The following is a 24148-nucleotide window of genomic DNA, read 5'->3' on the forward strand; positions in this document are numbered from 1 at the left end:
ACAATGCCCTATCGATCCGCGACCTGCCAGCGCGGATTGATCCAGGGCTCCTGGTTGGACGGCGCCAGCGGCGTGCGGCCGAGAATGTGGTCGGATGCCTTCTCGCCGGTCATGATCGACGGCGCGTTCAGGTTGCCGTTGGTGACTCGCGGGAAGATCGAGGAGTCGGCGACACGCAGGCCGTCGACACCGATGACACGGCACTCCGGATCGACCACGCTCATGACATCATCGGCGCGGCCCATCTTGCAGGTGCCGCACGGATGGTAGGCGCTCTCGGCATGATCGCGGATGAAGGCGTCGAGATCCTCGTCCGACTGGACGTGCGAGCCCGGCGAGATTTCCTCGCCGCGAAAACTGTCGAAAGCCTTCTGGCCGAAGATCTCGCGGGTCAGCCGGATGCAGTGGCGGAACTCGGTCCAGTCGTCTGGATGCGACATGTAGTTGAAGCGGATCACCGGCGTCGCTTTCGGGTCGGGCGAGCGCAGTGTCACCGAGCCGCGCGACTTCGAACGCATCGGCCCGACATGCGCCTGGAAGCCATGCGACTTCGCTGCCGCCTTGCCGTCATAGCGCACCGCCGCCGGAATGAAATGGTACTGGATGTCGGGGTAGTCGACGCCGGCTTGGGAGCGCACGAAGGCTGCCGCCTCGAAATGGTTGGTGGCGCCGAGGCCGGTCTTGAAGAACAGCCACTGCGCCCCGATCAGCGCCTTGGAGAAAGGGTTGAGAACCGAATTCAGCGTGATCGGCTGTGTCGATTCCTGCTGGATGTAGAGCTCCATATGATCCTGCAGATTGCGGCCGACACCGGGCCGGTCCGCCACCACCTGGATGCCGTTTTCGACAAGATGCGCAGCCGGGCCGATGCCGGAAAGCATCAGGATCTTGGGCGAATTGATCGACGATGCGGCGACGATCACCTCACGTCGCGCCTTAACGACTTGAATCTGTTTGTGAGCTTCGATCTCGACGCCGACGGCGCGTTGATTCTCGATGATCACGCGGCGGGCGAAACCTTTGACCACGCTGACATTCTGCCGTTTAAGAGCCGGCTTCAGATAGGCACTCGCTGCCGACCAGCGGCGGCCTCCGCGGATGGTCTGCTCCATCGGCCCGAAGCCTTCCTGCTTCGAACCATTGTAGTCATCGGTCAGCTCGAACCCGGCCTGGCGGCCGGCCTCGACGAAAGCACCGTAGAGCGGATTCTTGCGCGGGCCGCGCTGGACGTGCAGCGGGCCGCCGTGGCCGCGCCAGCCATCCTCGCCGCCGTCATTGTCTTCCATCCGCTTGAAGTAGGGCAGCACGTCGGCAAACCCCCAGCCGGTCGCACCCTCTTCGGCCCAGTGGTCGAAGTCGCGCGCGTGGCCCCTGACATAGACCATGCCGTTGATCGAGGACGAACCCCCGATCACCTTGCCGCGCGGCGTCGCCAGCACGCGGCCGCCGAGATGCGGCTCCGGCTCGCTGGCGAAGCCCCAGTCGTAAAGGCTCATGTTGAGCGGGATCGACAGCGCCGACGGCATCTGGATCAGCGGGCCGATATCGGTGCCGCCGAACTCGATGACGATCACCGAATGCTTGCCGTCTTCCGACAGCCGGTAGGCCATGGCCGAGCCGGCCGAGCCGGAGCCGATGATGACGAAATCTGCTTCAAGCATTGTTCATATGCGCCATGAAATCGGCGAGCGAAACGTTGCCGCCGGTAGCCACAACCAGGACGGTTTTACCCGCCACATTCACCTTGCCGCCGAGCAGCGCCGCCAGCGATGCGGCGCCCGACGGCTCCAGCACCAGCTTCATCCGCTCGAAGGCAATCTTCATCGCGCGGCGCACCGAGGCGTCGTCGACGGTGATGCCGCGTACACCTGCAGTTTTGACCGCCGCGAAGGGCGCATCGCCCGGCCGCCGCGACATCAGCCCGTCGCAGATCGACTTCGGCGCTATCGGCATGGTTTCGATGGCGCCGTGATCCAATGACGCTCCCATGCCGTTGAAGCCTTCCGGCTCGACACCGATGATCTCGGTTTCCGGCGACAGATAGTGGAAGGCGAGCGAGACGCCGCCGATCAGCCCGCCGCCGCCGACCGAGCAGAACAGGAGGTCGGCGCTGGCACTCTTCGCCTCAAGCTGCTCAAGCGCTTCCAGTCCGGCGCCGGCCTGGCCGGCAACGATCTCGGGATCGTCGAACGGGTGCAGCAAGGCGAGCCCCTCGGTCTCGGCAATCTCGCGCGCCTTGGCCGCCGCGACCTCTTCACGAGCGCGGTCGCCATGATCGGTCAGCACGACGCGCGCCCCATAGCCCGCCGTGGCATCGCGCTTGGCGGCTGGCGCGTCGATCGGCATGACGATGGTGACGGGAATGCCGAGCGCCTGGCCGGCAGCCGCCAGCCCTTGCGCAAAATTGCCCGAGGAATAGGCGACGACGCCTTTCCTGGCTTCTTCAGGCGACAGCCGCTTCAGCCGCCAATAGGCGCCGCGCACCTTGAAGGAGCCGGCCCATTGCAGCGATTCCGGCTTGATGAAGACGCGCGCCGCACCCGTCTCTTTGGCCAAGGCTGCCGATTCAAGCAAAGGCGTGATTTGCGTCGCCTTCGATGTGACGGCATAGGCCTGTCTGAGATGGTCGAGGGAGGGGACAATGGTCATCATTCGCCTCGCGGAAAGCGTTTCTGGTCCTCGAGATTGTCGAGGTTCATGTGATTGCGCATGTAGCGCTCGGACGCTTTTTGCAGCGGCTGGAATTCCCAGGGGTAGTGCGTGCCGTTGCGCAGCGCCGGATAGACCACCCAGCGCCGCGCCTGGCTGGCGCGTACGGCCGCATCGAAGGCGGCCATGTCCCAGCGCGCCCGCACGGCTCGGGTGAAAGCAGCCACCAGATCGGCATGCGCCGGATCGGCGGCGAGGTTGGTCAGTTCGCGCGGATCGGCTTCGAGGTCGAACAGAAGCGGCGGGTCGATCTCGCAGTGGATGAATTTGTAGCGGCCGTCGCGGATCGCCACCAAAGGCGCGTTGGAGCCCTCGGCGGCATACTCCATCAGCACCGGTGCGTCGCGTTTCGTGCCCGCAAGCAGCGACAGCAGCGACTGGCCGTCGGTCCACGGCGCAATCGCCGAGATGTCGATACCGGCGAGGTCGCACAGCGTCGGCGTCACGTCGAGATTGGAGACCGGCGCGTTGACCAGTCCGGCCGGAATATCATTGCCGGCGATCATCAGCGGGACTCGCGCCGAGCCTTCGAAAAAATTCATCTTGAACCACAGGCCGCGCTCGCCAAGCATATCGCCATGGTCCGAGCAGAACAGGATGATTGTGTCGTCCAGCATGCGCGTGCGCTCAAGCACCGACACCAGCTCGCCGACCTTGTCGTCGAGATAGGAGATGTTGGCGTAATAGCCGCGCCGCGAGCGGCGGATCTGCTCCGCCGTGATGTTGAAACTGTCGTAGTCGCTGGCCCGGTAGAGCCGTTGCGAATGCGGGTCCTGGTCGGCATAGGGGATAAATTCCACGTCCGGCTCCAGCGCCGGACAGTCTTCATAGAGATCCCAATATTGCCGCCGTGTGACATAGGGGTCATGCGGGTGCGTGAAGGATACGGTCAGGCACCAGGGCCGGCTCGCCGCATCATCGGAGGTACGTGCCAGATCGTAGAGTTTTTGCACCGCGTGGAAGGCGACCTCGTCATCATACTCCATCTGGTTGCTGATCTCGGCGACGCCTGCGCCGGTCACCGAACCCAGATTGTGATACCACCAGTCGATGCGCTCGCCGGGCTTGCGGTAATCTGGCGTCCAGCCGAAATCGGCGGGATAGATGTCGGTGGTCAGCCGCTCCTCGAAGCCGTGCAACTGGTCGGGTCCGACGAAATGCATCTTGCCCGACAGGCAGGTGTAGTAGCCGGCGCTGCGTAGATGATGCGCATAGGTCGGGATCGACGAGGCGAACTCGGCGGCGTTGTCGTAGACTTGGGTGCGCGACGGCAATTGCCCGCTCATGAAGGCGGCGCGGCCCGGCGCGCAGAGCGGCGATGCCGTGTAATTGTTGGCAAAGCGCGCCGACCGCGCAGCCAGCGCCTTGAGATGTGGCGCATGCAGGAAATCCGCCGGCCCGTCCGCAAACAGCGTGCCGTTGAGCTGATCGACCATGACGATCAGGATGTTGGGTCGCCTTTGTGTCGCTGAGCCTGTCACTGTGTCTGCCGCCCGCCGAGTTTGATTTCGAGATAGTCTTCGACCAGCGCGATCGCGGTCGCCGCATCCGGCACGCCGTCCTTCAGCGCGCGCCTGATGTAGAGCCCGTCGATCAGTGCCGCGGTCGCTTCCGCGGCGCGGTCGGCTTCGTTGCGCGGCAGTATGCCGGTCAGCCCGCTCATCAGGTTGGAATGCAGCCGCCGTGCATAGACCCTGAGCAGCCGGCGCAGGGCCGAGGATTGCTGCGCCTCGACATAGAAGGCGAGCCATGCCGCGATGGTTTCCGACTGGAACTGGATGTCGGAGAAGTTGACGGAGACCACGGCCGAGACGCGGTCGCGCGGCGTGGCGGCGGATTGCAGAGCGCGCCGCATGTCTGACGTCAGCTCGGCCAAGATGTGCCGCATGGTGGCGAACAGCAGTTCGTCCTTGGCGCCGAAATAATGATGGGCGAGCGCCGAGGACACGCCGGCGCGCCCGGCGATCTCCGACATGGTCACGTCCAGCGAGCCGCGCTCGCCGATCGCGGAGATCGTCGCGTCGATGAGCGCCTTGCGGCGCAACGGTTCCATTCCGACTTTCGGCATTGTTGTTCCCGGCTCCTGGCCGGCATGATTATTTTTTATTGATCCGTCAATCAACAAAAAATCGACTCGATTGCCGCCTGCACCAAGCGATTGTCGGCTTGCGGCCCTTTTCGACGCTCGAGGGATTGTTTATATTTGAACAATAAAGGCGAAGTGCGCCATTTGAGCCCACATGTTAGGCTGGCGCCAAGGATGGAGACCGCCATGACCGCATGCATCGTTGGCTGGGCGCATTCGCGCTTCGGCAAGCTCGAAGGCGAGACGCTGGAAGGCCTGATCACCAAGGTTGCGGTCGACGCGCTCGACCATGCCGGCATCGGCCCGGACGAGGTCGACGAGATCGTGCTCGGCCATTTCAACGCCGGCTTTTCCCCGCAGGATTTTACCGCCAGCCTGGTGCTGCAGGCCGACGACCGGCTACGCTTCAAGCCGGCGACCCGGGTTGAGAATGCCTGCGCCACCGGCTCGGCCGCGGTCCGCCAAGGCATCCGCGCCATCGACGCCAATGCTGCCCGCGTCGTGCTGGTGGTCGGCGCCGAGCAGATGACGACGACGCCCGGTCCCGAAATCGGCAAGAACCTGCTCAAGGCGTCCTATCTGCCGGAGGACGGCGACACGCCCGCCGGTTTCGCCGGCGTCTTCGGCAAGATCGCGCAGGCCTATTTCCAGCGCTATGGCGACCAGTCGGATGCGCTGGCAATGATCGCCGCCAAGAACCACAAAAATGGCGTCGACAATCCCTACGCCCAGATGCGCAAGGATTTTGGCTACGAGTTCTGCCGTCAGGAAAGCGAGAAGAACCCCTTCGTTGCGGGTCCGTTGAAGCGCACCGACTGCTCGCTGGTCTCCGACGGCGCCGCCGCCCTTGTCCTCACAGACACATCGACGGCGCTGAAGATGCGCCGCGCCGTCGCTTTCCGCGCCAACGAACATGTCCAGGACTTCCTGCCGATGTCGAAGCGCGACATTCTCTCGTTCGAAGGCTGCGAACAGGCCTGGAACCAGGCCTTGAAGAAGGCCGGCGTGACGATCGACGATCTCTCCTTCGTCGAGACGCATGACTGCTTCACCATCGCCGAACTGATCGAATATGAGGCGATGGGCCTGGCCAAGCCCGGCGAGGGGGCGAAGCTGGCGCTGGACGGCACGACGGCAAAGGACGGCAGGCTGCCGGTCAATCCTTCGGGCGGGCTGAAGGCCAAGGGCCATCCGATCGGCGCCACTGGCGTGTCGATGCATGTGCTGACCGCCATGCAGTTGACCGGCGAAGCCGGCGGCATCCAGGTGCCCGGTGCAAAGCTCGGCGGCATCTTCAACATGGGCGGCGCGGCGGTCGCCAACTACGTTTCCATTCTCGACCGGATCAGATAAACCGCCCTGCATTTCTGGGAGGTGACATGACAAATCCGGTTCTGGTCGAAGTCTTGCGCGGCGCGATCGTCGAGAGCGCCCATCGCGGCGCTGTCGCGATCTTCGATGGTGACGGCAAGCCTGTCCTGGAGATCGGCGATACGGCGCGACCAGTGTTTCCGCGCTCCGCGGTGAAGGCGATCCAGGCGCTGCCGCTGGTCGAAACGGGCGCTGCCGATGCGTATGGCTTCGGCGACCGCGAACTGGCGCTGGCCTGCGCCTCGCATTCGGGTGAGCCGGCGCATGTCGAACTGGCGCAAGCGATGCTGGCCAAGGCCGGCCTCGACAAATCGGCGCTGGAGTGCGGCGCGCACTGGCCGTCGAGCCATGGTGCGGAGATTGCACTGGCGCGCGCCGGCGGTTCGCCGAACGCGCTGCACAACAATTGCTCCGGCAAGCATTCCGGCTTTCTCTGCACCTGCGTGCACGCAGGCATTGGCCATCAGGGCTACGTCAAGGCTGGACATGCCTTGCAGGAGATGGTGCGCGACGCCATGCAGGCGGTGACCGGCGCTGCCCACGATGCCGACGACCGGGCAACCGATGGCTGCTCGATCCCGACCTATGCCGTACCGCTGAAAAGCTTTGCGCTGGGCTTTGCCCGCATGGCGACAGGCAGGAGCTTTGGCCCTGAACGCGCCAAGGCGGCCAAGCGTCTGCTGTCGGCCTGCATGGCCGAGCCTTTCCTGGTTGCCGGCACGGGCAAGGCGGATGTAGCGCTGATGCAGGCGGCGCCCGGCCGCATCTTCGTCAAGACCGGCGCCGAAGGTGTCTATTGCGCTGCCGTTCCTGAGCTTGGCCTTGGCATCGCGCTGAAATGCGACGACGGTGCCGGCCGCGCCGCCGAGGTGATGATTGCTGCAGTGCTCGCAAAACTTCTAAGCGCCGACGACGCGCTGGCCGCAAGTCTCACCGAACAGGCAAATCCGGCCATCGAAAGCCGTATCGGTGCCAAGGTTGGCTCGCTACGCCCGACAGCGGCGCTCAGCTGACGCGGTTGCGTTCAACCGTCAGATGCGCATAGCCGCTATCGCCTGATTTTGCGAGGTCGCCGGTAGCCGGTTCGGCCCAGCGCTGGCCGATGATGGCGCCGTTCTTGGTGCCGTCGATAACGTTGTCGGAAATGATGGCGTTTCCCGCGCCCTCGACCACGGTGACGGCAATGCCGGTTCCGGCCTGACGGATGATGTTTCCCGTCGCCACCACATTGCGCATGTAGGCGCCCCAGCCGATTTGCATGCCGTAAAGCGGCGCGTTTTCGATGACGTTGCCGCTGACCGTGGTGTCGGCCTCGACGCTGATGCCGACGCCGAAGCCCGGCGCATCGGCGGGGTAGGGGCCTGTGGTCGAGAGATTGCGCACGATGTTGTTCGAGCAGACGCCCATGCGGCCGCCCTCGTTGAAATTGACGATCGAGATGCCGTTGGCCGCACCGTCGACGATGTTGTTGGCGATGATGGCGCCTTCGAAGGAGAATTCGGAATAGAGCGCCGTTTCGCCCGAACGCGAGCAGGTGTTGCCGGTCATCGTGAGATTGCTGGAACTGTTGGCGCGGATCGCGGAGAAGGCGCAGTCCGAGACGGTATTGCCGGTGACGGAGACATTGCCGGCGCGGAAGGCGTTGATGCCGTTGCCGTTCTGGCCGGTACCGCCGCTGCGCGCACTGATGCGCTGCACACGATTGCCGCTGACGATGGTGCCATCTTCCGCCTGCTGCCAGCGGTGCACTAGGATGCCGCCATTGCCGCAGTCGGAGACCGTGTTACCGGATATCGCCAGGCCGGCGGCCTCGACGGAGTAGATGCCGGCGTCCGCGGCACCCGATATGTCGCAGCGTTCGACACGGCCAGCCGCATGCTCCAGCGCCAGCCCGTGCTTGCCGCTGCCGGTGACCGTGCAATTGTCGATGGCAAGATGGGCGACGCGACGCAGGTCGAGCAGGCCTTGCGTATCGTCGGCCAGAGAGCTGTTGGCGCCGTCAAAGACCAGCCCTGTGAGCTCGATATGCTCCGCCTGTTCGGCGGTCAGCAAATGGCCGTTGCCGCCGTAGATAATGCGCGAGGCGCCGGGCACGCCGGAAAGCCGGACGCGGGCCGGCAAGGTCAGGTTGGACACGACATAGTTTCCCGGCGGCAGGAACACCGGCGCGTTGCGCTCGCTGGCCTCGGCAAGCATTCGGATGAACGCCTTGCTCTGGTCGTCCGGCGCGTTCGGCTGCACGCCAAGCTCCGTGGCGTCGATCGAGCCGCGCGTAGCCGTCTTCGCCGAGGCTTCGTCGAGCGAAAGACCGAGCACGGCAAAGCCGGCCGTCCCCTTCAGAAGCGCTCGTCTGTTCAACATCGGCACATCCCTTGCGATCCCCCGGCCAACCGCAGGAATCATGCCAGCCGCAGAGGTCTTCGCTCGGCCCATAGTCCGGCCAATGACCGGGTCCGGCAAGTGGCTTGTACAGCCGCCGAAGCGAGCCTAAGTTTAGTCGATGAGCAGAGCTTTTACCCGCGAGGAAGACAGCGAAAACGCCATTGCCGGCATCGGCGAGCGGCCGATCAGCCCGCACCGCAATCTGGTGACGGAGCGCGGTCTGGCGCAGATCGAGGACAATCTGACCGATCTGCGCGACATACTGGCGAAAGCCGAGCGAAAAGCCGACCGCGAGCGTATCGCTGTGGTGTCGCGCGACCTGCGCTACTGGACCGCGCGCCGCGAAAACGCCGAGCTTTCCGTGCCGGAGCCCGGCAGCGACCAGGTGCGCTTCGGCATGGGCGTCACGCTCGAAGCCGATGACGGCAAAAAGGTGCATTGGAAGATCGTCGGCGAGGACGAGGCCGATCCCTCAAAGGGCAGCATTTCCCATGTCTCGCCAATGGCCGTCGCGCTGTTCGGCAAGAAGGTCGGCGACGTCGCAAGCGTCAACGGCAAGGAATGGGAAATCATCAAGCTGTCGGAGGGCTGACGCCGGCCGACTCTATCTGCTCAGCCAGCTTTCGCAACGCGGGCTCGTACTTGTCCATGACATCGCGAGCAGCACGCATCTGCCTTTCGAAATCGTCAAACGGCACAGGCCTTAGATGCCGCCACCGGTTTCGATGATCTGGAGTTCATCGCCCACTTGCAGCCCCAAGCTGTCGAGCATCTCCCGCGGCAAGATGACAACGCCCGATCCGTCGTCAAGTCCGTGAATGATGGTGTTCATGGCTTTACCATAGGTTGCATCCAGTACTATGACGCAACTTCGGTAGGCATTGCAACTGGCTCCCTCAGCCCGCCAGCAGCCGATCCAGCAGCCGATCCGCCGCTTCCGGAATAACCGTGCCCGGCGGGAAGATTTCCGCGGCACCAGCCGCAAGCACCGCGTCGTAATCCTGCGGCGGGATGACGCCGCCGGCGACGATCAGTATGTCGGCGTGGCCGAGTTTCTTCAGCGTATCGCGCAGTTCGGGGATCAGCGTCAGATGGCCCGCCGCCAGCGACGAGGCGCCGACAATATGGACGTCCTGCGCGACGGCCAGTTTGGCGATTTCGTCCGGCGTCTGGAACATCGCGCCGACGGTGACGTCGAAGCCGAGATCGGCGAAGGCCGTGGCGATGACCTTTTGGCCGCGGTCGTGGCCGTCCTGTCCCATCTTGGCGACCAGGATGCGCGGCTTGCCGCCGGACTTCTTCTCGAATGCTTCGAGCTTCTCCACGAGCCGGTCGACCGCCAGATTGTCGCCAAGCGCGTTGCGATAAACGCCGGAGATCGTCTGCACCGAGGCGACGTGGCGGCCAAACACCTTTTCCAGCGCCAGTGAGATCTCGCCGACCGTGGCGTTGGCGCGCGCGGCGCGGATGGCGAATTCCAGCAGGTTTTCGTTACCTTGCGCGGCGCGGGTCAGCGCATCCAGTGCGCTCTCGACCGCGCCGACATTGCGCGTGCCTTTCAGGTTCTGCAGCTTGGACAATTGCCGGGCTCGGACCTCGGCATTGTCAATCTTCAAGACGTCGACCGCGATGTCGTTCTCCGGCCGATGCGCATTGACGCCGACCAGCATCTGTTCACCGGAATCGATGCGTGCCTGCGTGCGCGCTGCCGCCTCTTCGATGCGCAGCTTCGGAATGCCCTGTTCGATCGCTGCCGCCATGCCGCCAAGGCTCTCGACCTCTTCGATATGGGCGAGCGCGCGCGCCGCCAGATCATGCGTCAGCCGCTCGACATAGGCCGAGCCACCCCACGGATCGACGCTACGCGTGGTGCCGGATTCCTTCTGCAGGATCAGCTGCGTGTTGCGGGCGATGCGGGCCGAATGGTCGGTCGGCAGCGCCATCGCCTCGTCGAAGGAATTGGTGTGCAGCGACTGCGTGTGCCCTTGAGTGGCAGCCATCGCCTCTATCATGGTGCGGGTGATGTTGTTGTACGGGTCCTGCGCCGTCAGCGACCAGCCCGACGTCTGGCAATGGGTGCGCAACGACAGCGAGCGCTCGTCCTTCGGCGCAAAATTCTTCTGCATCAGGCTCGACCACAAAAGCCGCGCGGCCCGAAGCTTGGCGACCTCCATGAAGAAGTTCATGCCGATCGCCCAGAAGAAGGAAAGCCGTGGCGCGAACCGGTCGATGTCGAGACCGGCGGCGAGGCCGGCGCGGGCATATTCGATGCCGTCGGCAATGGTGTAGGCGAGTTCCAGGTCGGCGGTCGCACCGGCCTCCTGCATGTGATAGCCGGATATAGAAATCGAATTGAACTTCGGCATGTTCTTCGAGGTGTAGGAGAAGATGTCCGACACGATCCGCATCGAAGGCTTCGGCGGATAGATGTAGGTATTGCGGACCATGAACTCCTTCAAAATGTCGTTCTGGATGGTGCCGGCGAGATCTTTTTGCGCAACGCCCTGTTCTTCGGCCGCCACGATGTAGAGCGCCATGATCGGCAGCACGGCGCCGTTCATGGTCATCGACACCGTCATTTCATCGAGCGGGATGCCGTCGAACAGCTGCCGCATGTCGAGGATGGAATCGATGGCCACGCCCGCCATGCCGACATCGCCGGCAACGCGCGGATGGTCGCTGTCATAGCCGCGATGGGTGGGCAGATCGAAGGCGACCGACAGGCCCTTTTGGCCGGCGGCGAGATTGCGCCGGTAGAAAGCGTTGGACTCTTCCGCCGTCGAAAAGCCGGCATATTGCCGGATCGTCCAGGGCTGCTGGACATACATGGTCGGGTAGGGGCCGCGCACGAAGGGCGGCATGCCCGGATAGGTGTCGAGATCGGCAAGCCCCTTGAGGTCGCCCTGGCCGTAGAGATGCTTGACGGCAATGCCTTCCGGCGTCAGTCGCGAGCCCTTGACCTCGACGGGTGTGCGCCGCGGCGCCGACCAGCCGATCTCTGAGAAATTCGGGATCACGGTGCGGCTCCGATCGACTGGTCGATGCGGACCGGAAACAGCGCCTCGCACACCGCCACGCCCTCGGTGAAAGGAGGCCGTCGCTCGGCCGCCAGCGTCTCGACCGGGGCCTCGCTTTTCAGCGGGTAAAGCGTGGTGCCGATGATTGCCCGTTCACCCGACCGGTAGGCCTCGGCCCGGCGCTCGGATGCTGCCTTGACGCGCGCCTGGATATGGCCTTGCTGCAAGCTCGCCAGAACGCCGCCTTCCGCTTCGATCCTCTGGAACTCTTCCCACGCCGCTTCGCACAGGCCGAGTGTCAGCGCCTCGACCGCGCCTGAGCCATAGGTCGGGTCGGCAACATGGTCGATATGGCTTTCATTGGCCATGATCAGCTGCGCGTTGCGGGCGACGCGGCGGGCAAAAGGCGCCGGCAGGCCGTGCGCGATCGTATGCGGCAGGATGGAGATCGAATCGGCGCCGCCGGCGGCCGCGGCAAAACCGGCGATCGCAGTGCGCAATATGTTGGTCTCGGGGTCGGCTGCCGTCATCATGCGGAACGATGTTTCCGCATGGATGTTGGCGGTCGAGGCCGGGATCGAGCACGTCTCCTGGATTCGCGCCCAAAGCCTGCGCAACGCCCTGAGCTTGGCCGTCGACAGGAACTGGTCCTGGTCGACGCTGAGCGCAAAGCCGATATGCGGTGCGGCATAGACAAGCGGCTGGCGCGCGTCCTCGAACATCCTGAGATAGGAGACCGCGGACGCCAGCATGGTGCCGAGTTCCTGCGCTTCGGTGGCGCCGGCATTGTGGAACACCCGCCCGTCGGCCTCGAGCAGCACGCCCGGCACGCCCAGCGAGAAGAAATGCGCCAGCGATTGCGGCATCGACGCCTGCAAGGCCTCGATCGACATCCGCAACCGGCCGGTCCCGGCAAAGATCGCCGCCGGGTCGATACCGAAGGAGAGGTTGAGTTTCGCCGGATCGGAGCGGCGCTTGCCGAGGAACGCCACCAGCCAGTCGGCCACGGCGCGGCTCCAGGGATGGGCGTCGATGCGGATCTGCACGCGGTTGAGCGGTATGCCGTCCAGCACCGTCTCCAGCGCCTGCGCCGTCCTCGGCAGGCCATAGCCGAATGCATTCGGCGCGCCTTCGAAGACCAGCGACAATCCCGTCGCGCCTTGCGCGACATCGTCGAGCGCCTGGGCCTTGGCACGGCCGATATCGGGATCATCGATGCGCTGGCTGACGATCCAGGGCGATTTGGGGTTGGCGCGCACAAGCGGTTCCGCCCCGCCGGCGCGCTCATAGAGCGGTTCGATGCGAATGGCGTCGTCGGTGTGCGACACCAGCCTGTCTTCGAAGGATGCGCCGGCCAACGCCTTTTCCGCCAAGGCCAGCCAGCGCTGGCGCTCGACGTTTGTGGGTTCGACTTCCTTGGTCAAGGCTCCGGCGCCCATCCATTTTCCTCGTTCTTATGCGGCCGCACCAGCCGGGAGCGGTTCAGTCTACGGTTCCCCGTCCGATATCGCAATGCAATGCGCCTCAAGGGTCCGAACGCGATCTCCCTGATATAGGTCAGCTCGCGTGGACGAACCATGAACGATTGCCAAACAGCCGCAAAATCCGCAAGCTCCAAAAAGCCGATTTGGAGGTTGGTCCGTTTTGGACGATTGGCCCAATGAATGGCATTGTCGCTGTGCAATGGCCTGACTATAGCTGCGGCAAGGCCATTGGCTTTAACACATCAGTTTGCGGAGACATGGACATATGGCTGACGAGACCAGCATTTTCCTCGGCGCCAGCCGCAAGCCCGACGACAGCTATCAGCGCGCCGAACAGCTGCTTTTGCAATATGGCAATCGCCATGGCCTGATCACCGGCGCCACCGGCACCGGCAAGACGGTCAGCCTGCAGATACTGGCCGAAGGCTTTTCCAATGCCGGCGTGCCGGTGTTCTGCGCCGACATCAAGGGCGACCTGTCCGGCATCGCCATGATGGGCAAGGCGCAGGATTTCCTGGTCAAGCGGGCCGAGCAGGTCAAGCTCGATCCCTATGACTTCCAGGAGTTCCCGGTCATCTTCTGGGATCTGTTCGGCGAGCAGGGCCACCCGATCCGCGCCACCGTCTCGGAAATGGGGCCGCTGCTCCTGTCGCGGCTGATGAACCTTTCCGAAGCGCAGGAAGGCATCATGAACATCGCCTTCCGCATTGCCGACGAGGACGGCCTGCTGCTGCTCGACATGAAGGATCTGCAGGCGCTGCTGGCCAACATCGCCGAACGCGCCGAGGAGATCAGCGCGCGCTACGGCAATGTCACCAAGCCCTCCGTCGGCGCCATCCAGCGCACGCTGCTGGTGCTGGAACAGCAGGGCGCGGCCCATTTCTTCGGCGAGCCGGCACTGCGCATCGCCGACATCATGCGCACCACCCGCGACGGCCGCGGCGCCATCAGCGTGCTCGCTGCCGACAGGCTGATGATGAACCCCAGGCTCTACGCCACCTTCCTGCTCTGGCTGATGTCGGAGCTGTTTGAGGAATTGCCCGAGGTCGGCGATCCCGACAGGCCGAAGCTGGTGTTCTTCTTCGACGAGGCGCATCTGCTTTTCGATGAAGCGCCGAAAGTGCTGATCGACCGCGTCGAACAGGTGGTTCGCCTGATCCGCTCCAAGGGCGTCGGCGTCTATTTCGTCACGCAGAACCCTTTGGATATCCCTGAAAAGGTTCTGGCCCAGCTCGGCAACCGCGTGCAGCACGCGTTGCGCGCCTACACGCCGCGCGAACAGCAGGCGGTGAGGACGGCCGCCGACACGTTCCGGCCCAATCCCGATTTCGACTGCGCCACCGCCATCACCCAGCTCGCTACCGGCGAAGCGCTGGTCTCGACGCTGGAGACCAAGGGTGTGCCATCTATGGTGCAACGGACACTGATCCGCCCGCCATCATCGCGGCTTGGACCGATCACGGCGGACGAGCGCCGCAAGCTGATCGATCAGAGCCCGGTCGCCGGCCAGTACGACCAGACCATCGACCGCGAATCGGCCTTCGAGATGCTGCAGAAGAAGGCCACGGGCGCGCAGGAGGCGGAGGCGCAACAGACCGACAGCGGCCGCTCGCGCTGGACCATCCCCGGCTTCGGCAATGACGATTCGCCGCCGCCGTCCAGGCGCGCGCCGGCGCCGCGCCCGTCCAACCGCCAGACCGTCGCCGAAGCCGCGATCAAGGCGGTGGTGCGCTCGGTCGGCTCGTCGGTCGGCCGGGCGATCGTGCGCGGGATTCTGGGCAGCCTGTCCAGGGGACGGTAAAAAGCACCTCCCGCCAGACTGATGTGAGGCAGCGGACGCCTGCCATCTCTCCGCTCGCGCGTCGCGGGCAGCCTAACCGAAACGGTTGCTCGATTGGCCGCGCTCCTCCGGCTGGAGTGCAAAGAGGCCGCCCTCATGCGGGTGCGCGTCAAGGTGCTCGGTGGTCATGGTGAAGCGCGCCGAGGTGACGAAAAGCGTATCGAGATCGGCGCCGCCAAAGGCGCAACTCGTCGGCCAGGAGCAGGGCAGTTCGACGATCCGATCCGACCGGCCGTCCGGCGCGATGCGGGCAAGGCAGCTGCCGCCCACGACCCGGCAGTTCCAGATGTAACCTTCGGCATCCATGCAGGAGCCGTCGGGCAGGCCCCGTGGGAAGCCGCCGAAGAGCAGCCGCCGATCGGCGAGCTTTGATGAGCCGTCCCAGGCATAGCTGTAGATTGCGTTTTTCATCGTGTCCGCGGTCACGAAGCGACCGTCCGGCGTCCACACCATGGTGTTGGTGATGCCAAAATGGTCGTCGGACAAGCGCCGCACGCCGCCGTCGGGAGCAATTCGAAACAGCTGCCCGGCATCCTGCGCAATGGCGATGGGTGCGTCATCCGCTCCGATGTTGTTGGCCATCGTACCGACCCAGAACGACCCATCGGGCGCGACGACGCCTTCATTCAGCCGTATGCCGGGCCGGTCCGGCTCGATCGTCGCGATGGTTCGGAACGGCCCGCCGAAGTCCCACAAGGCAATCTCATTCCTGAGGCCGACAATGGCGCCGCCATCGGCGCGCAGGCCGATCGACGTGATCAGATCGGGCGTCTCCCAGGATTCGTGAGCCAAGGTCCGCGGATCCAGCCTGTGGATCCTGCGGCCGATAATGTCGACCCAGACCAACCGGTTGCGGCGATCATCCCAGATCAGGCTTTCGCCGACGACGTCGCCCGCATCGAAGAGCAGGCCACCGTTCGTCTCGTTCATGCGGTTCACCAGGTTAGAAACACTCTTGACATATATCTCTTGGATAAATTAACAACAAGTAGATAGCAACCTGTCATACAGGTTTTGAGGGAGCGAGATGCAGGATCCGACGGAGACAGCGGCTGAGCCAAATCCCGGCCTTGTGAGCACGGCGATCCAGGCGATCACCCAGCACATCCGCTCGGAGGGGCTTGCGGCCGGCGATCCGTTGCCAAGCGAAGCGGCCATGACGCGCCAACTCAATGTCTCGCGAACCGTCGTGCGCGAGGCGTTCCGGTCGCTTTCGGCAATGCGCCTGATCGACATGAGTGCCGGACGCCGCGCCACCGTCGCCAAACTCGACACCGGCGCCATGTCGATGGTGATCGAGCACGGCATCACCACGCAGCAGATCAGCGTCCATCAGGTCTACGACGTCAGGCGCACGATCGAGATGCGCACGGTTGCGCTGGCGGCGCTCCGCCGCACCGAGGCGGAAGCCGCCGCGATTGCACAATCCGCCAGGCTGATGCGCGAGAATTTCCAGAACCCCGAGATCGTCATGGAGCACGACATCGCCTTTCACGAGGCGATCGCGGCGGCCTCGCACAACCCGGTCTTCTCGCTGATCGTCACCGCCTTCAGCGGGGTGACGCGCCGCACCTGGGTGATCGGCTGGCGCACACGCTCTTCCAGCGAAGACCAGCTCAAAATGATCAAGGGGCACGAGGACATAGCCGAGGCGATCCTCAATGGCGATCCGCGGCTCGCCGTCGAGCACATGGCGCAGCATTTCGACAAGAGCGTCAAGGCGCTCCTCGATGCGGGAATTGCCTGACATGAAGATCACCGCGATCGAGACCATCCGCATCGAGGAGCGGCCCAACCTTCTCTGGGTCGAGGTCCATACCGACGAGGGCATCACCGGACTCGGCGAGACCTTCTTCCTGTCGCGCACCGTCGAGGCGTATCTGCACGAATATGTCGCGCCACGGGTGATTGGCCGCGATCCGCTCGAGATCGATCTGCTGTCCGCCGACCTGGTCGGCTATCTCGGCTTCCGCTCCAGCGGCGCCGAGGTGCGCGGCAATTCAGCCTTCGACATCGCGCTGTGGGACATTTTCGGCAAGGTCACCGGCCAGCCGATCGCACAGCTTCTGGGCGGCTTCAGCCGTCGCTCCATCCGCACCTACAACACCTGCGCCGGCACCGAATACATCAAGGACGCCAAGGGCCAGACGACGGCCAATTACGGCATCGGCGCCGGGCGCGACTACGACGATCTGAACGGCTTCCTCAACCGTGCCGGCGAACTGGCCGAGGAACTGCTCGAGGACGGCATCACCGCCATGAAGATCTGGCCGTTCGATCATGCCGCTGAAAAGACGCGTGGCAACGACATCTCGGCGGCCGATCTGAAATCCGCGCTTCAACCGTTCGAGAAGATCCGCCGCGCCGTCGGCGACAAGATCGACATCATGGTCGAGTTTCATTCGATGTGGCAGCTTCTGCCGGCCATGAAGATCGCCGGCGCGCTGAAGCCTTACGCCACCTATTGGCACGAGGACCCGATCCGCATGGACAGCCTCGGCGACCTGAAACGCTACGAGGCGGTCAGCCCGGCGCCGATCTCGGCCTCCGAGACGCTGGGCAGCCAATGGGCGTTCCGCGACCTGCTCGAAACCGGGGCTGCCGGCATCGTCATGCTCGACATCTCGTGGTGCGGCGGCCTGTCGGAGGCGCGCAAGATCGCCGCGATGGCGGAGGCCTGGCGGCTGCCGGTCGCGCCGCATGACTGCACCGGTCCGGTCGTGCTCGCCGCCTCGACGCATCTGTCGCTCAATGCGCCCAACGCACTGGTCCAGGAAAGCGTGCGCGCCTTTTACCGCACTTGGTACCGGGACCTGGTGACGGCGCTGCCTGAAGTGAAGAACGGCATGATCACCGTGCCGCCGGGACCGGGCCTGGGGCTGGCGCTCAACCCCGACCTTGGCAAGGCCTACACCGTCCAGCGCCGTGTCTCCGACCAGACCGACATCTAGAAAATCCAAAGGGAGGAATTGAAATGAAAAAACTGACCGCAACACTTCTGCTTGGCGTCGCTCTTTTCGGCGGCCAGACCGCCGCGCGCGCCGACGGGCTGAACATCGTCTTCACCCACCATTCGTCCGCCTCGAACACCTTCTGGCAAGCGGTGAAGAAGGGTTTTGATGACGGCTGCGCCAAGGTCGAGGCCAACTGCAACATGGTCTTCACCCAGACCGAGGGTTCGATCGAACAGCAGGTCGCCAACATGCGCGCAGCCCTTGCCGCCAAGCCCGACGCGCTGCTGACCTCGATCGTCGACGACCATGCCTTCGATGACGTCATCAAGGAGGCGCGCGATGCCGGCGTGCTGGTGATCGCCGTCAATGTCGACGACACCGAAGGCGCCAAGGGCAATGCGCGCCAGGCCTTCGTCGGACAGGGCTTCAAGCCGGCGGGCTATTCGCTTGCCAAGGCCATTTCCGAGAGCTTCCCGAAGGACGGCCCGATCAAGGTGCTGGTCGGCATCTCTGCACCTGGCCAGAACTGGTCCGAGAGCCGCGGCGCCGGCGTGATGCAGTTCCTGGAGGAATACAAGGCCGCGCATGCCGATCGTGACGTGTCCTGGGAGCGCATCGACAGCGGCACCGACCTTGCCATCACCTCCGACCGCGTCGGCGCCTACCTCAACGCCCATCCTGACACCACTGCCTATTTCGACACCGGGTTCTGGTGCGCCGGCGTCGCCCGTGTGCTGGCAGATCGCGGCGTAGCGCCTGGCAAGGTTCTGCTTGGCGGCTTCGACCTGGTGCCCGAAGTGCTGCAGCAGATGCAGAAGGGCTACGTGCAGGCGCTGGTCGACCAGCAGCCCTACATGCAAGGCTTCATGCCGGTGATGGAGGCCTATCTCAACAAGAAGATCGGCCTGGCGCCTTCCGACATCGACACTGGCCAGGGCATCGTGCGGCCGAACCAGGCCGATGCAATCATGGCGCTCTCCGCCCAGGGGATGCGCTGACAGCTCAGCGCAAATGAATGGCTTTGCATCGGCGGCGCGGCGCGCTGCCGATGCATCAACAGAAGTTCGAATTCCTGGAGCCTGACGTGAAGCGTCTGTTCAAGACCTATCTCGAAAAGCCGGAGCTGGCCGGTTTGATCCTGCTCTTGCTGCTGATCGTCGTATTCCAGATCCGCTCGCATGGCGTGTTCCTCAACCAGGACAATCTGCGCGGCATTCTCGGCATCCTGCCGGAGGCGGGGCTTGTTGCCATCGGCGTCACCATCCTGATGATCAGCGGCGAGTTCGACCTCTCCGTCGGCTCGGTGTTCGCGCTGATGCCGATGACGATGGCGGTGCTGATGGTGCATGGCGCCCCGTTCCCGCTGGCGCTGCTCGTTGGACTAATTGTCTCAGCGGCCATCGGCTTCGTCAACGGCTACATCACTCTTCGCTTCGCCATACCGAGCTTCATCACCACGCTCGGCATGCTGTTCATGGCGCGCTCGCTTACCGTCGTCGTCTCGGGCGGCTTCCCGCCGCTGCTGCCAGCCGACCTGCCGAACTGGCTGTTCACCTCCTTCGTTGGCCCCGGCAACATGTTTCGCATGTCCTTCCTGTGGTTTGCCGGCATTGCGGTGCTGACCTCGCTGATGCTTTCGCGCACCAATTTCGGCAACTGGATCAAGGCCACCGGCGGCTTCCCGCCGGCCGCCGCCGCGATGGGCATCCCGACCGCCAGGGTCAAGATCATCTGCTTCATGCTCTGTTCGATGCTCTCCGGCTTCGCCGGCATGCTGCAGGTGCTGCGGCTCGGCTCGCCCTTGCCTTCAATCGGCGAGGGCATGGAATTGCAGGCGGTGGCCTCTGCCGTCATCGGCGGCGCGTCGCTGGCCGGTGGTATCGGCACCGTCATGGGCGGCATCATCGGGACGACGCTTATCCGCGTCATCGACAACGGCCTCGTGCTCAGCCATGTCGACGCCAACTGGTTCAAGTTCGCCATCGGCTTCCTGACCATATTCGCCGTCGTTGCCAATGCCTGGATGCGCAAGCGCGCCAAGGCCATCAAGATGGAGGACTAACGCGATGGCCGACGCGATCATCTCCGTGCACAAGCTTCACAAATGGTATTCCGGCGTCCATGCGCTGAAGGGGGTGACGCTCGACTTCACCCGCGGCGAGGCGCTTGGGCTGGTCGGCGACAATGGCGCCGGCAAATCGACTCTCATCAACATCCTCTCCGGCGTCCATACGGCGGACAAGGGCGAGATCAAGGTCGAGGGCAGGACAGTCCGCATCGCCAAGCCGCGCGACGCGATGGATCTCGGCATCGAGACGATCTACCAGTACAATTCCATGGTGCCGACCATGTCGATCGCCCGGAACCTGTTCATCGGCCGCGAGCCGACCCGCTTTTCGGTCTTCGGCGTCGGCTTGCTCGACCAGAAGAAGATGGCCAGCGAAAGCATCCGCGCAATTGCCAATGTCGACCTGCATCTGCGCTCGCCGGACGCCCTTGTCGGTGAGCTTTCCGGCGGCCAGCGGCAGGGCGTCGCCATCGCCCGGGCCATGCATTTCAAGTCAAAGGTGATGATCCTCGACGAGCCGACCAACCATCTCTCCGTCAGGGAGACGAAGAAGGTAATCGGCTTCGTGCGCGGCCTGAAAGAGCAGGGCATCACCGGCGTCTTCATCAGCCACAACATGCACCATGTGTTCGAGTGCTGCGACCGCGTGGTGGCGATGGCGCGCGGCGAAATCGTGCTGGACAAGCGGGTCGCGGAGACCTCGATCGATGAAGTCCACGGCGTTCTGTAAGAGGTGGCGGCAATGAAGGTCCTTGCCGATCGTGTCGTGCTCCTGACCGGCGGCCTTGGCTCGCTCGGCCGGGCCCAGGCGGTAACGCTGGCGCGGGCCGGCGCGCGCGTGTTGGTGCTCGATCGCCCCGATGTTGAGGACGGGCCAGGGATTGCCACGGCGCTGGCCGCTGAGGCGGGCGGCGACGTCACCTTTATCGGCTGTGACCTCAATCGGCTTGCCGAGGCGGAGGCTGCGGTGGCGGCACTGGCGGCGAGGGAAGGTGGGATCGACGTCCTGATCAACAACGCTGCCCTGATCATCAACCGGCCGTTCGAAGAATTCTCGCTGACCGAGTATGAGGATCAGATCCGGGTCAACTCTTCGGCTGCCTTCGCATTGGCGCGGGCCTGCGCACCGGCGATGAAGGCGAAGGCCTATGGCAAGATCGTCAATTTCTGCTCCATCACGCTCAATGGCCGCTGGGACGGCTACGTGCCCTATGTTGCGTCGAAGGGCGCAATGCTCGGCCTCACCAAGTCACTGGCGCGGGAACTTGGGCCGCACGGCGTCCGGGTCAACGCCGTGTCCCCAGGCGGAGTGGTTTCGGAGGCCGAGGCGCGCGTCTTCGGCGACCGGCTGGCGCAGTACAACGACTGGATCCTGGAGAACCAGGGTCTCAAGACGCGCATCGAGCCGCATCACGTCGCCGATCTCGTGCTGTTCCTGGCATCGCCCGCCTCGGACATGATCAGCGGCCAGAACATCGCCATCGACGGCGGCTGGTAAACGGATGGCCGGCCTGCTGGAACTGCGCGACGATCGCGCCCGTGTCGTCCTGGCGCCGCAGAAGGGTGCGGCGATCGCACGCTTCGACGCTCTGGTCGGCGGCGCACTGGTGCCGCTGCTTAAGCCCGGCGATGGCACCGGCGCCTCCGGCTGCCAGCTTCTGGTTCCCTGGTCGAACCGCATCTCAGGCGGCGGCTTCGAATTGGACGGCCGCTTCCACGCCGTTGAGCCGAATGTGGCGGGAGAGGCCTTTCCGATCCATGGCGACGGTTTCCAGAGGGAGTGGCGGATTGCCGGCCACAGCGCCACCGAGGCTGAGCTGATCCTCGACGCCGGGGGGATCGGCCCTTACCGATACACGGCACGGGTCACCTATGCGCTGCATGACGGGGCCCTGGACGCCACGCTCGCCGTGGAGAACTGTGCCGGCATTCGCCTGCCTTACGGCCTCGGCTTTCATCCGTGGTTCCCGCGCAGCGCCGCAACGACACTCGAGGCGAAGGCGGCGCGGGTCTGGCTGGAGGACAAGCGTCATTTGCCGACCGGCGTGGCGCCTGTGGCCGATTACCCCGCGTGGAATTTCTCGAACGCCTCCCTGTTGCCGCGAAGCTGGGTGAACAATGCCTTCGACGGTTGGGACCGCCGTGCCAGGATCACCCGGCCCGAGGACAGGATGGCCATCTCGCTCACGGCCTCACCGGCGCTCGACGTCTTCATCCTCTACTCGCCGTCGCAGGACGCCGATTTCTTCTGCTTCGAGCCGGTGTCGCATACCGTCGACGCGCATCATGGCGAAGGGCTGACCCCGCTTGAGTACGGCGCCACGTTGAGCGCAAACATGCGGCTTGAGTGGAGTTCCACAGCTTCGCGTTGAGGCGAAACGGCCTCGCACAACCGTTCTTCGCTCCTTGAGACTTCACCTCCAGGCGAAACGGCGACCGAGCTGAGCAAAGGGCTCTCAACGGCAGCAGGGATGCCTCAGGTACACACCCATTCGCGGATCTTGCATTTCTGTCCGGTTCGCTCACAGGCCTGCAGCGTCAGGTCTTCGGCCTCGCGGCGTGTCTGCGCCGTCTCCGATCCCCAGCTGGTCAGCCGTCCCTCGGCCTTCTCGCCGACGGCGAGGGCACCGCAATGCTTGTAGGGAAAGCCGGTGTTGTCGTCATCGTTCCAGTGGCGATGATTGCGGAACACGCTGACCACGGCGCAGCCGTCGCCGCCGGCGTTCTGGCAATGCTTGAGGGCGATGTCCATCGCCTCTTGCCGCTTGTCGGCGCCCCAGAAAAAGCCGTGCTTGCCGTCAGGGCTCGAATAAGCGATCGCCGCCCAGATGCCTTTTTCTTCCTGGGCCGGCGGCTCAGGCACGTCCGCCGCCGGGGCGAGGTCCGCCGCGCCGAGCCGCCCGGCGCAAAGCAGCAGCATGCCGATCGCCGCAATGGCGGAATTCACCCTCATTGTACGCCTCCTTGTTTTCCTGCTGCCGAGGCCACGGAAATGACGACGCAGCTGTTGCCGGTGGGCAAGAGCATCGCGTTGCCCCCGCCATTGGCCAGTTCATAGACGCTGATTTGTCCAAGATTGTTGGCAAGCTTGCTGCCCTTCGGAAGCAGGGCCGGAACGTCGGCGCAACTTGCCGCGAACGGTGCCACCCGGACCATCGTGCCTTCGCAAACAGATGCGGTGGGTGCTGCAAACACCAGGCCCGCGGCCGGGCCGCTGTAGCCCTGCGTGGCGTAGTTCATGCCGACCAGGGCTTCCACGACGTGTTTGTCGGGAGCCTCGTTGTTCCAGATCGACTGGACGCTGTAGGTGGTGCCGGTCGTCAGCATCTGCCCAAGGGCCGGGAAAATGTTGGAACAAGACTGCAAGCCTGCCTGCTTGGCGTGCTGCAGAAAGGGCGTGTCGGCCAGCGCCGGATCGGGCTGGCTGGTCTCGGCAACCGCCGGCAGCGGCAGGACATTCTTGACCAGATCGTATCGCATGGCGGCGAAGCCGGCAGCGCCGATGACGACAATTCCAAACAGCGCAAGCACCGCCGTTCTGGCCCAGTTCCGTTTCGGTCCGCTCACATTGCTTGTGACGGCCCGAACAGCATCGACGTTCTGGTTGCGGGACATGATCCGGTCATGGATCGATTGCTGGCTCATTGGCACGCCTCGGTCATTTTATCGCTTCAACCGCCTTGGAAAGGCCCTTGAGGGTCGCGGTCACGTTGATCGTCCTGCCGTCCGTCGTCGGGTAGGAGATGATGGATGCCGCGTCCTTCGAAATCTGTTCGCGCATGATCGGACCAACCGGCAGCATGCCGATGCAGACGGCTTGATTGCATCCCTCGAGTTGAATTTTTATCGGCTCCTTGCGGCCTTCGAAGCTCAGCAGGACAGGAGCGTCGCTCCTGGCAACTGGCGGGGTGCGCAGGATCATGTAGGGATTGCCTGCCTTGGTGGCGGCCAGCGACCAGCTGAACGCAACCTGTCCCGCCTGGTCCTCGATGATCTGGGTGACATTGCAGACCCGTTGGCGGGCCTTCAGGTTCTCGTCGCAGATCAGCGTCCAGTTCTCGAACGGACGCGTGGTCCGTTGATATTCGCCAAGCTTCGCGTCCGCCGGCACCGCGACGTCGGAAGGTTTTATCCGGTAGCCGGAAGGGATCGCCTCCTGCCCGGCCGCGAACGGACCAGACAGGAGCATGACAGTCATGGATAGTGCGCCAGCCAAGGCCGCTTGCCTGATCATGAC

Annotated in this window: 23 protein-coding genes; 11 read left to right on the plus strand and 12 right to left on the minus strand. The window is 64.2% G+C overall.

Translation table 11 applies throughout. The annotated features are described in order from the left end of the window. Window positions 1-8 precede the first annotated feature (8 nt). Genes betA through betI form a run of 4 tightly spaced genes read right to left on the minus strand, consistent with a single transcriptional unit; the run spans window position 9 to window position 4777 of the window. Window positions 9-1661: a choline dehydrogenase gene (gene betA, locus AC1DYJ_RS17955; RefSeq protein ID WP_477285683.1), complete on the minus strand. Its 1653-nt coding sequence runs from the start codon at window positions 1659-1661 to the stop codon at window positions 9-11. After that, window positions 1654-2652 (minus strand): threonine/serine dehydratase, encoded by a 999-nt coding sequence (locus AC1DYJ_RS17960; protein ID WP_477285685.1) that lies wholly within the window; start codon window positions 2650-2652, stop codon window positions 1654-1656. The genes betA and AC1DYJ_RS17960 overlap by 8 nt, the downstream gene beginning before the upstream one ends. Beyond that, window positions 2649-4190: a choline-sulfatase gene (betC, locus tag AC1DYJ_RS17965; protein ID WP_477285687.1), complete on the minus strand. Its 1542-nt coding sequence runs from the start codon at window positions 4188-4190 to the stop codon at window positions 2649-2651. Before betC ends, AC1DYJ_RS17960 begins: the two co-directional genes overlap by 4 nt. Continuing rightward, window positions 4187-4777, minus strand: coding sequence for a choline-binding transcriptional repressor BetI (gene betI, locus AC1DYJ_RS17970; protein WP_477285689.1), 591 nt, complete (start codon window positions 4775-4777; stop codon window positions 4187-4189). The genes betC and betI overlap by 4 nt, the downstream gene beginning before the upstream one ends. 204 nt (window positions 4778-4981) lie before the next feature. Between betI and AC1DYJ_RS17975 the strand changes: the two genes are divergently transcribed. Both AC1DYJ_RS17975 and AC1DYJ_RS17980 read left to right on the plus strand, forming a co-directional pair. Beyond that, window positions 4982-6148 carry an acetyl-CoA acetyltransferase gene (locus AC1DYJ_RS17975; RefSeq protein WP_477285690.1) on the plus strand — a complete coding sequence of 389 codons (1167 nt, stop codon included), beginning with the start codon at window positions 4982-4984 and terminating at the stop codon, window positions 6146-6148. Between the two features lie 26 nt (window positions 6149-6174). Next, window positions 6175-7179, plus strand: a complete 1005-nt coding sequence (locus tag AC1DYJ_RS17980; RefSeq protein WP_477285692.1) for an asparaginase — start codon at window positions 6175-6177, stop codon at window positions 7177-7179. On the opposite strand, the gene AC1DYJ_RS17985 is transcribed toward AC1DYJ_RS17980, so the two are convergent. Beyond that, a complete protein-coding gene (locus tag AC1DYJ_RS17985; RefSeq protein ID WP_477285694.1) occupies window positions 7172-8527 on the minus strand; it encodes a TIGR03808 family TAT-translocated repetitive protein in 1356 nt (451 codons plus the stop codon). The two genes, AC1DYJ_RS17980 and AC1DYJ_RS17985, sit on opposite strands and share 8 nt — an antisense overlap. Window positions 8528-8666: 139 nt before the next feature. Between AC1DYJ_RS17985 and greA the strand changes: the two genes are divergently transcribed. Beyond that, window positions 8667-9140, plus strand: coding sequence for a transcription elongation factor GreA (greA, locus tag AC1DYJ_RS17990; RefSeq protein WP_477285696.1), 474 nt, complete (start codon window positions 8667-8669; stop codon window positions 9138-9140). A 111-nt stretch (window positions 9141-9251) separates the two neighbouring features. Here greA and AC1DYJ_RS17995 read toward each other — a convergent pair whose 3' ends face one another. The 3 genes from AC1DYJ_RS17995 to AC1DYJ_RS18005 all read right to left on the minus strand — a co-directional run bounded on the left by AC1DYJ_RS17995 (window position 9252) and on the right by AC1DYJ_RS18005 (window position 13004). Beyond that, window positions 9252-9380, minus strand: a complete 129-nt coding sequence (locus tag AC1DYJ_RS17995) for an AbrB/MazE/SpoVT family DNA-binding domain-containing protein (protein WP_477285698.1) — start codon at window positions 9378-9380, stop codon at window positions 9252-9254. A 64-nt stretch (window positions 9381-9444) separates the two neighbouring features. Beyond that, window positions 9445-11565, minus strand: a complete 2121-nt coding sequence (scpA, locus tag AC1DYJ_RS18000; protein WP_477285700.1) for a methylmalonyl-CoA mutase — start codon at window positions 11563-11565, stop codon at window positions 9445-9447. Further along, on the minus strand, window positions 11562-13004 hold the full coding sequence (locus AC1DYJ_RS18005; protein ID WP_477285702.1) for a methylmalonyl-CoA mutase subunit beta: 1443 nt from the start codon (window positions 13002-13004) through the stop codon (window positions 11562-11564). The genes scpA and AC1DYJ_RS18005 overlap by 4 nt, the downstream gene beginning before the upstream one ends. A gap of 310 nt (window positions 13005-13314) precedes the next feature. On the opposite strand from AC1DYJ_RS18005, the gene AC1DYJ_RS18010 reads away from it, so the two are divergent. Beyond that, window positions 13315-14850: a helicase HerA-like C-terminal domain-containing protein gene (locus AC1DYJ_RS18010; protein ID WP_477285704.1), complete on the plus strand. Its 1536-nt coding sequence runs from the start codon at window positions 13315-13317 to the stop codon at window positions 14848-14850. Window positions 14851-14922: 72 nt separating this feature from the next. Here the strand turns inward: AC1DYJ_RS18010 and AC1DYJ_RS18015 are convergent, their stop codons facing one another. After that, window positions 14923-15819 carry an SMP-30/gluconolactonase/LRE family protein gene (locus AC1DYJ_RS18015; RefSeq protein WP_477285706.1) on the minus strand — a complete coding sequence of 299 codons (897 nt, stop codon included), beginning with the start codon at window positions 15817-15819 and terminating at the stop codon, window positions 14923-14925. Window positions 15820-15916: 97 nt separating this feature from the next. Between AC1DYJ_RS18015 and AC1DYJ_RS18020 the strand changes: the two genes are divergently transcribed. The 7 genes from AC1DYJ_RS18020 to AC1DYJ_RS18050 all read left to right on the plus strand — a co-directional run bounded on the left by AC1DYJ_RS18020 (window position 15917) and on the right by AC1DYJ_RS18050 (window position 22283). Further along, window positions 15917-16636, plus strand: a complete 720-nt coding sequence (locus AC1DYJ_RS18020) for a FadR/GntR family transcriptional regulator (RefSeq protein WP_477285708.1) — start codon at window positions 15917-15919, stop codon at window positions 16634-16636. 1 nt (window position 16637) lies between these two features. After that, window positions 16638-17840: a mandelate racemase/muconate lactonizing enzyme family protein gene (locus AC1DYJ_RS18025; RefSeq protein WP_477285710.1), complete on the plus strand. Its 1203-nt coding sequence runs from the start codon at window positions 16638-16640 to the stop codon at window positions 17838-17840. A 23-nt stretch (window positions 17841-17863) separates the two neighbouring features. Then, window positions 17864-18841: a substrate-binding domain-containing protein gene (locus AC1DYJ_RS18030; protein WP_477285712.1), complete on the plus strand. Its 978-nt coding sequence runs from the start codon at window positions 17864-17866 to the stop codon at window positions 18839-18841. Between the two features lie 86 nt (window positions 18842-18927). Next, the gene (locus AC1DYJ_RS18035; RefSeq protein WP_477285927.1) at window positions 18928-19905 is read left to right on the plus strand and encodes an ABC transporter permease; all 978 of its coding nucleotides are present in this window, start codon (window positions 18928-18930) and stop codon (window positions 19903-19905) included. Window positions 19906-19909: 4 nt separating this feature from the next. Beyond that, window positions 19910-20641, plus strand: coding sequence for an ATP-binding cassette domain-containing protein (locus AC1DYJ_RS18040; RefSeq protein WP_477285714.1), 732 nt, complete (start codon window positions 19910-19912; stop codon window positions 20639-20641). A 12-nt stretch (window positions 20642-20653) separates the two neighbouring features. After that, complete coding sequence (locus AC1DYJ_RS18045) at window positions 20654-21409, plus strand: SDR family oxidoreductase (RefSeq protein ID WP_477285716.1); 756 nt, start codon at window positions 20654-20656, stop codon at window positions 21407-21409. A 4-nt stretch (window positions 21410-21413) separates the two neighbouring features. Beyond that, a complete protein-coding gene (locus AC1DYJ_RS18050; RefSeq protein ID WP_477285718.1) occupies window positions 21414-22283 on the plus strand; it encodes an aldose 1-epimerase in 870 nt (289 codons plus the stop codon). Between the two features lie 104 nt (window positions 22284-22387). On the opposite strand, the gene AC1DYJ_RS18055 is transcribed toward AC1DYJ_RS18050, so the two are convergent. The 3 genes from AC1DYJ_RS18055 to AC1DYJ_RS18065 are packed head-to-tail and all read right to left on the minus strand — an operon-like array spanning window position 22388 to window position 24109. Then, window positions 22388-22864 carry a DUF4189 domain-containing protein gene (locus AC1DYJ_RS18055; RefSeq protein ID WP_477285720.1) on the minus strand — a complete coding sequence of 159 codons (477 nt, stop codon included), beginning with the start codon at window positions 22862-22864 and terminating at the stop codon, window positions 22388-22390. Then, window positions 22861-23556 carry a hypothetical protein gene (locus AC1DYJ_RS18060; protein ID WP_477285722.1) on the minus strand — a complete coding sequence of 232 codons (696 nt, stop codon included), beginning with the start codon at window positions 23554-23556 and terminating at the stop codon, window positions 22861-22863. The genes AC1DYJ_RS18055 and AC1DYJ_RS18060 overlap by 4 nt, the downstream gene beginning before the upstream one ends. A 13-nt stretch (window positions 23557-23569) precedes the next feature. Beyond that, entirely contained in the window at window positions 23570-24109 is a 540-nt protein-coding gene (locus AC1DYJ_RS18065; protein ID WP_477285724.1) for an invasion associated locus B family protein, read from the minus strand. Window positions 24110-24148: the final 39 nt, after the last annotated feature.

The sequence above is a fragment of the Mesorhizobium sp. P2_B11 genome, assembly GCF_056404855.1.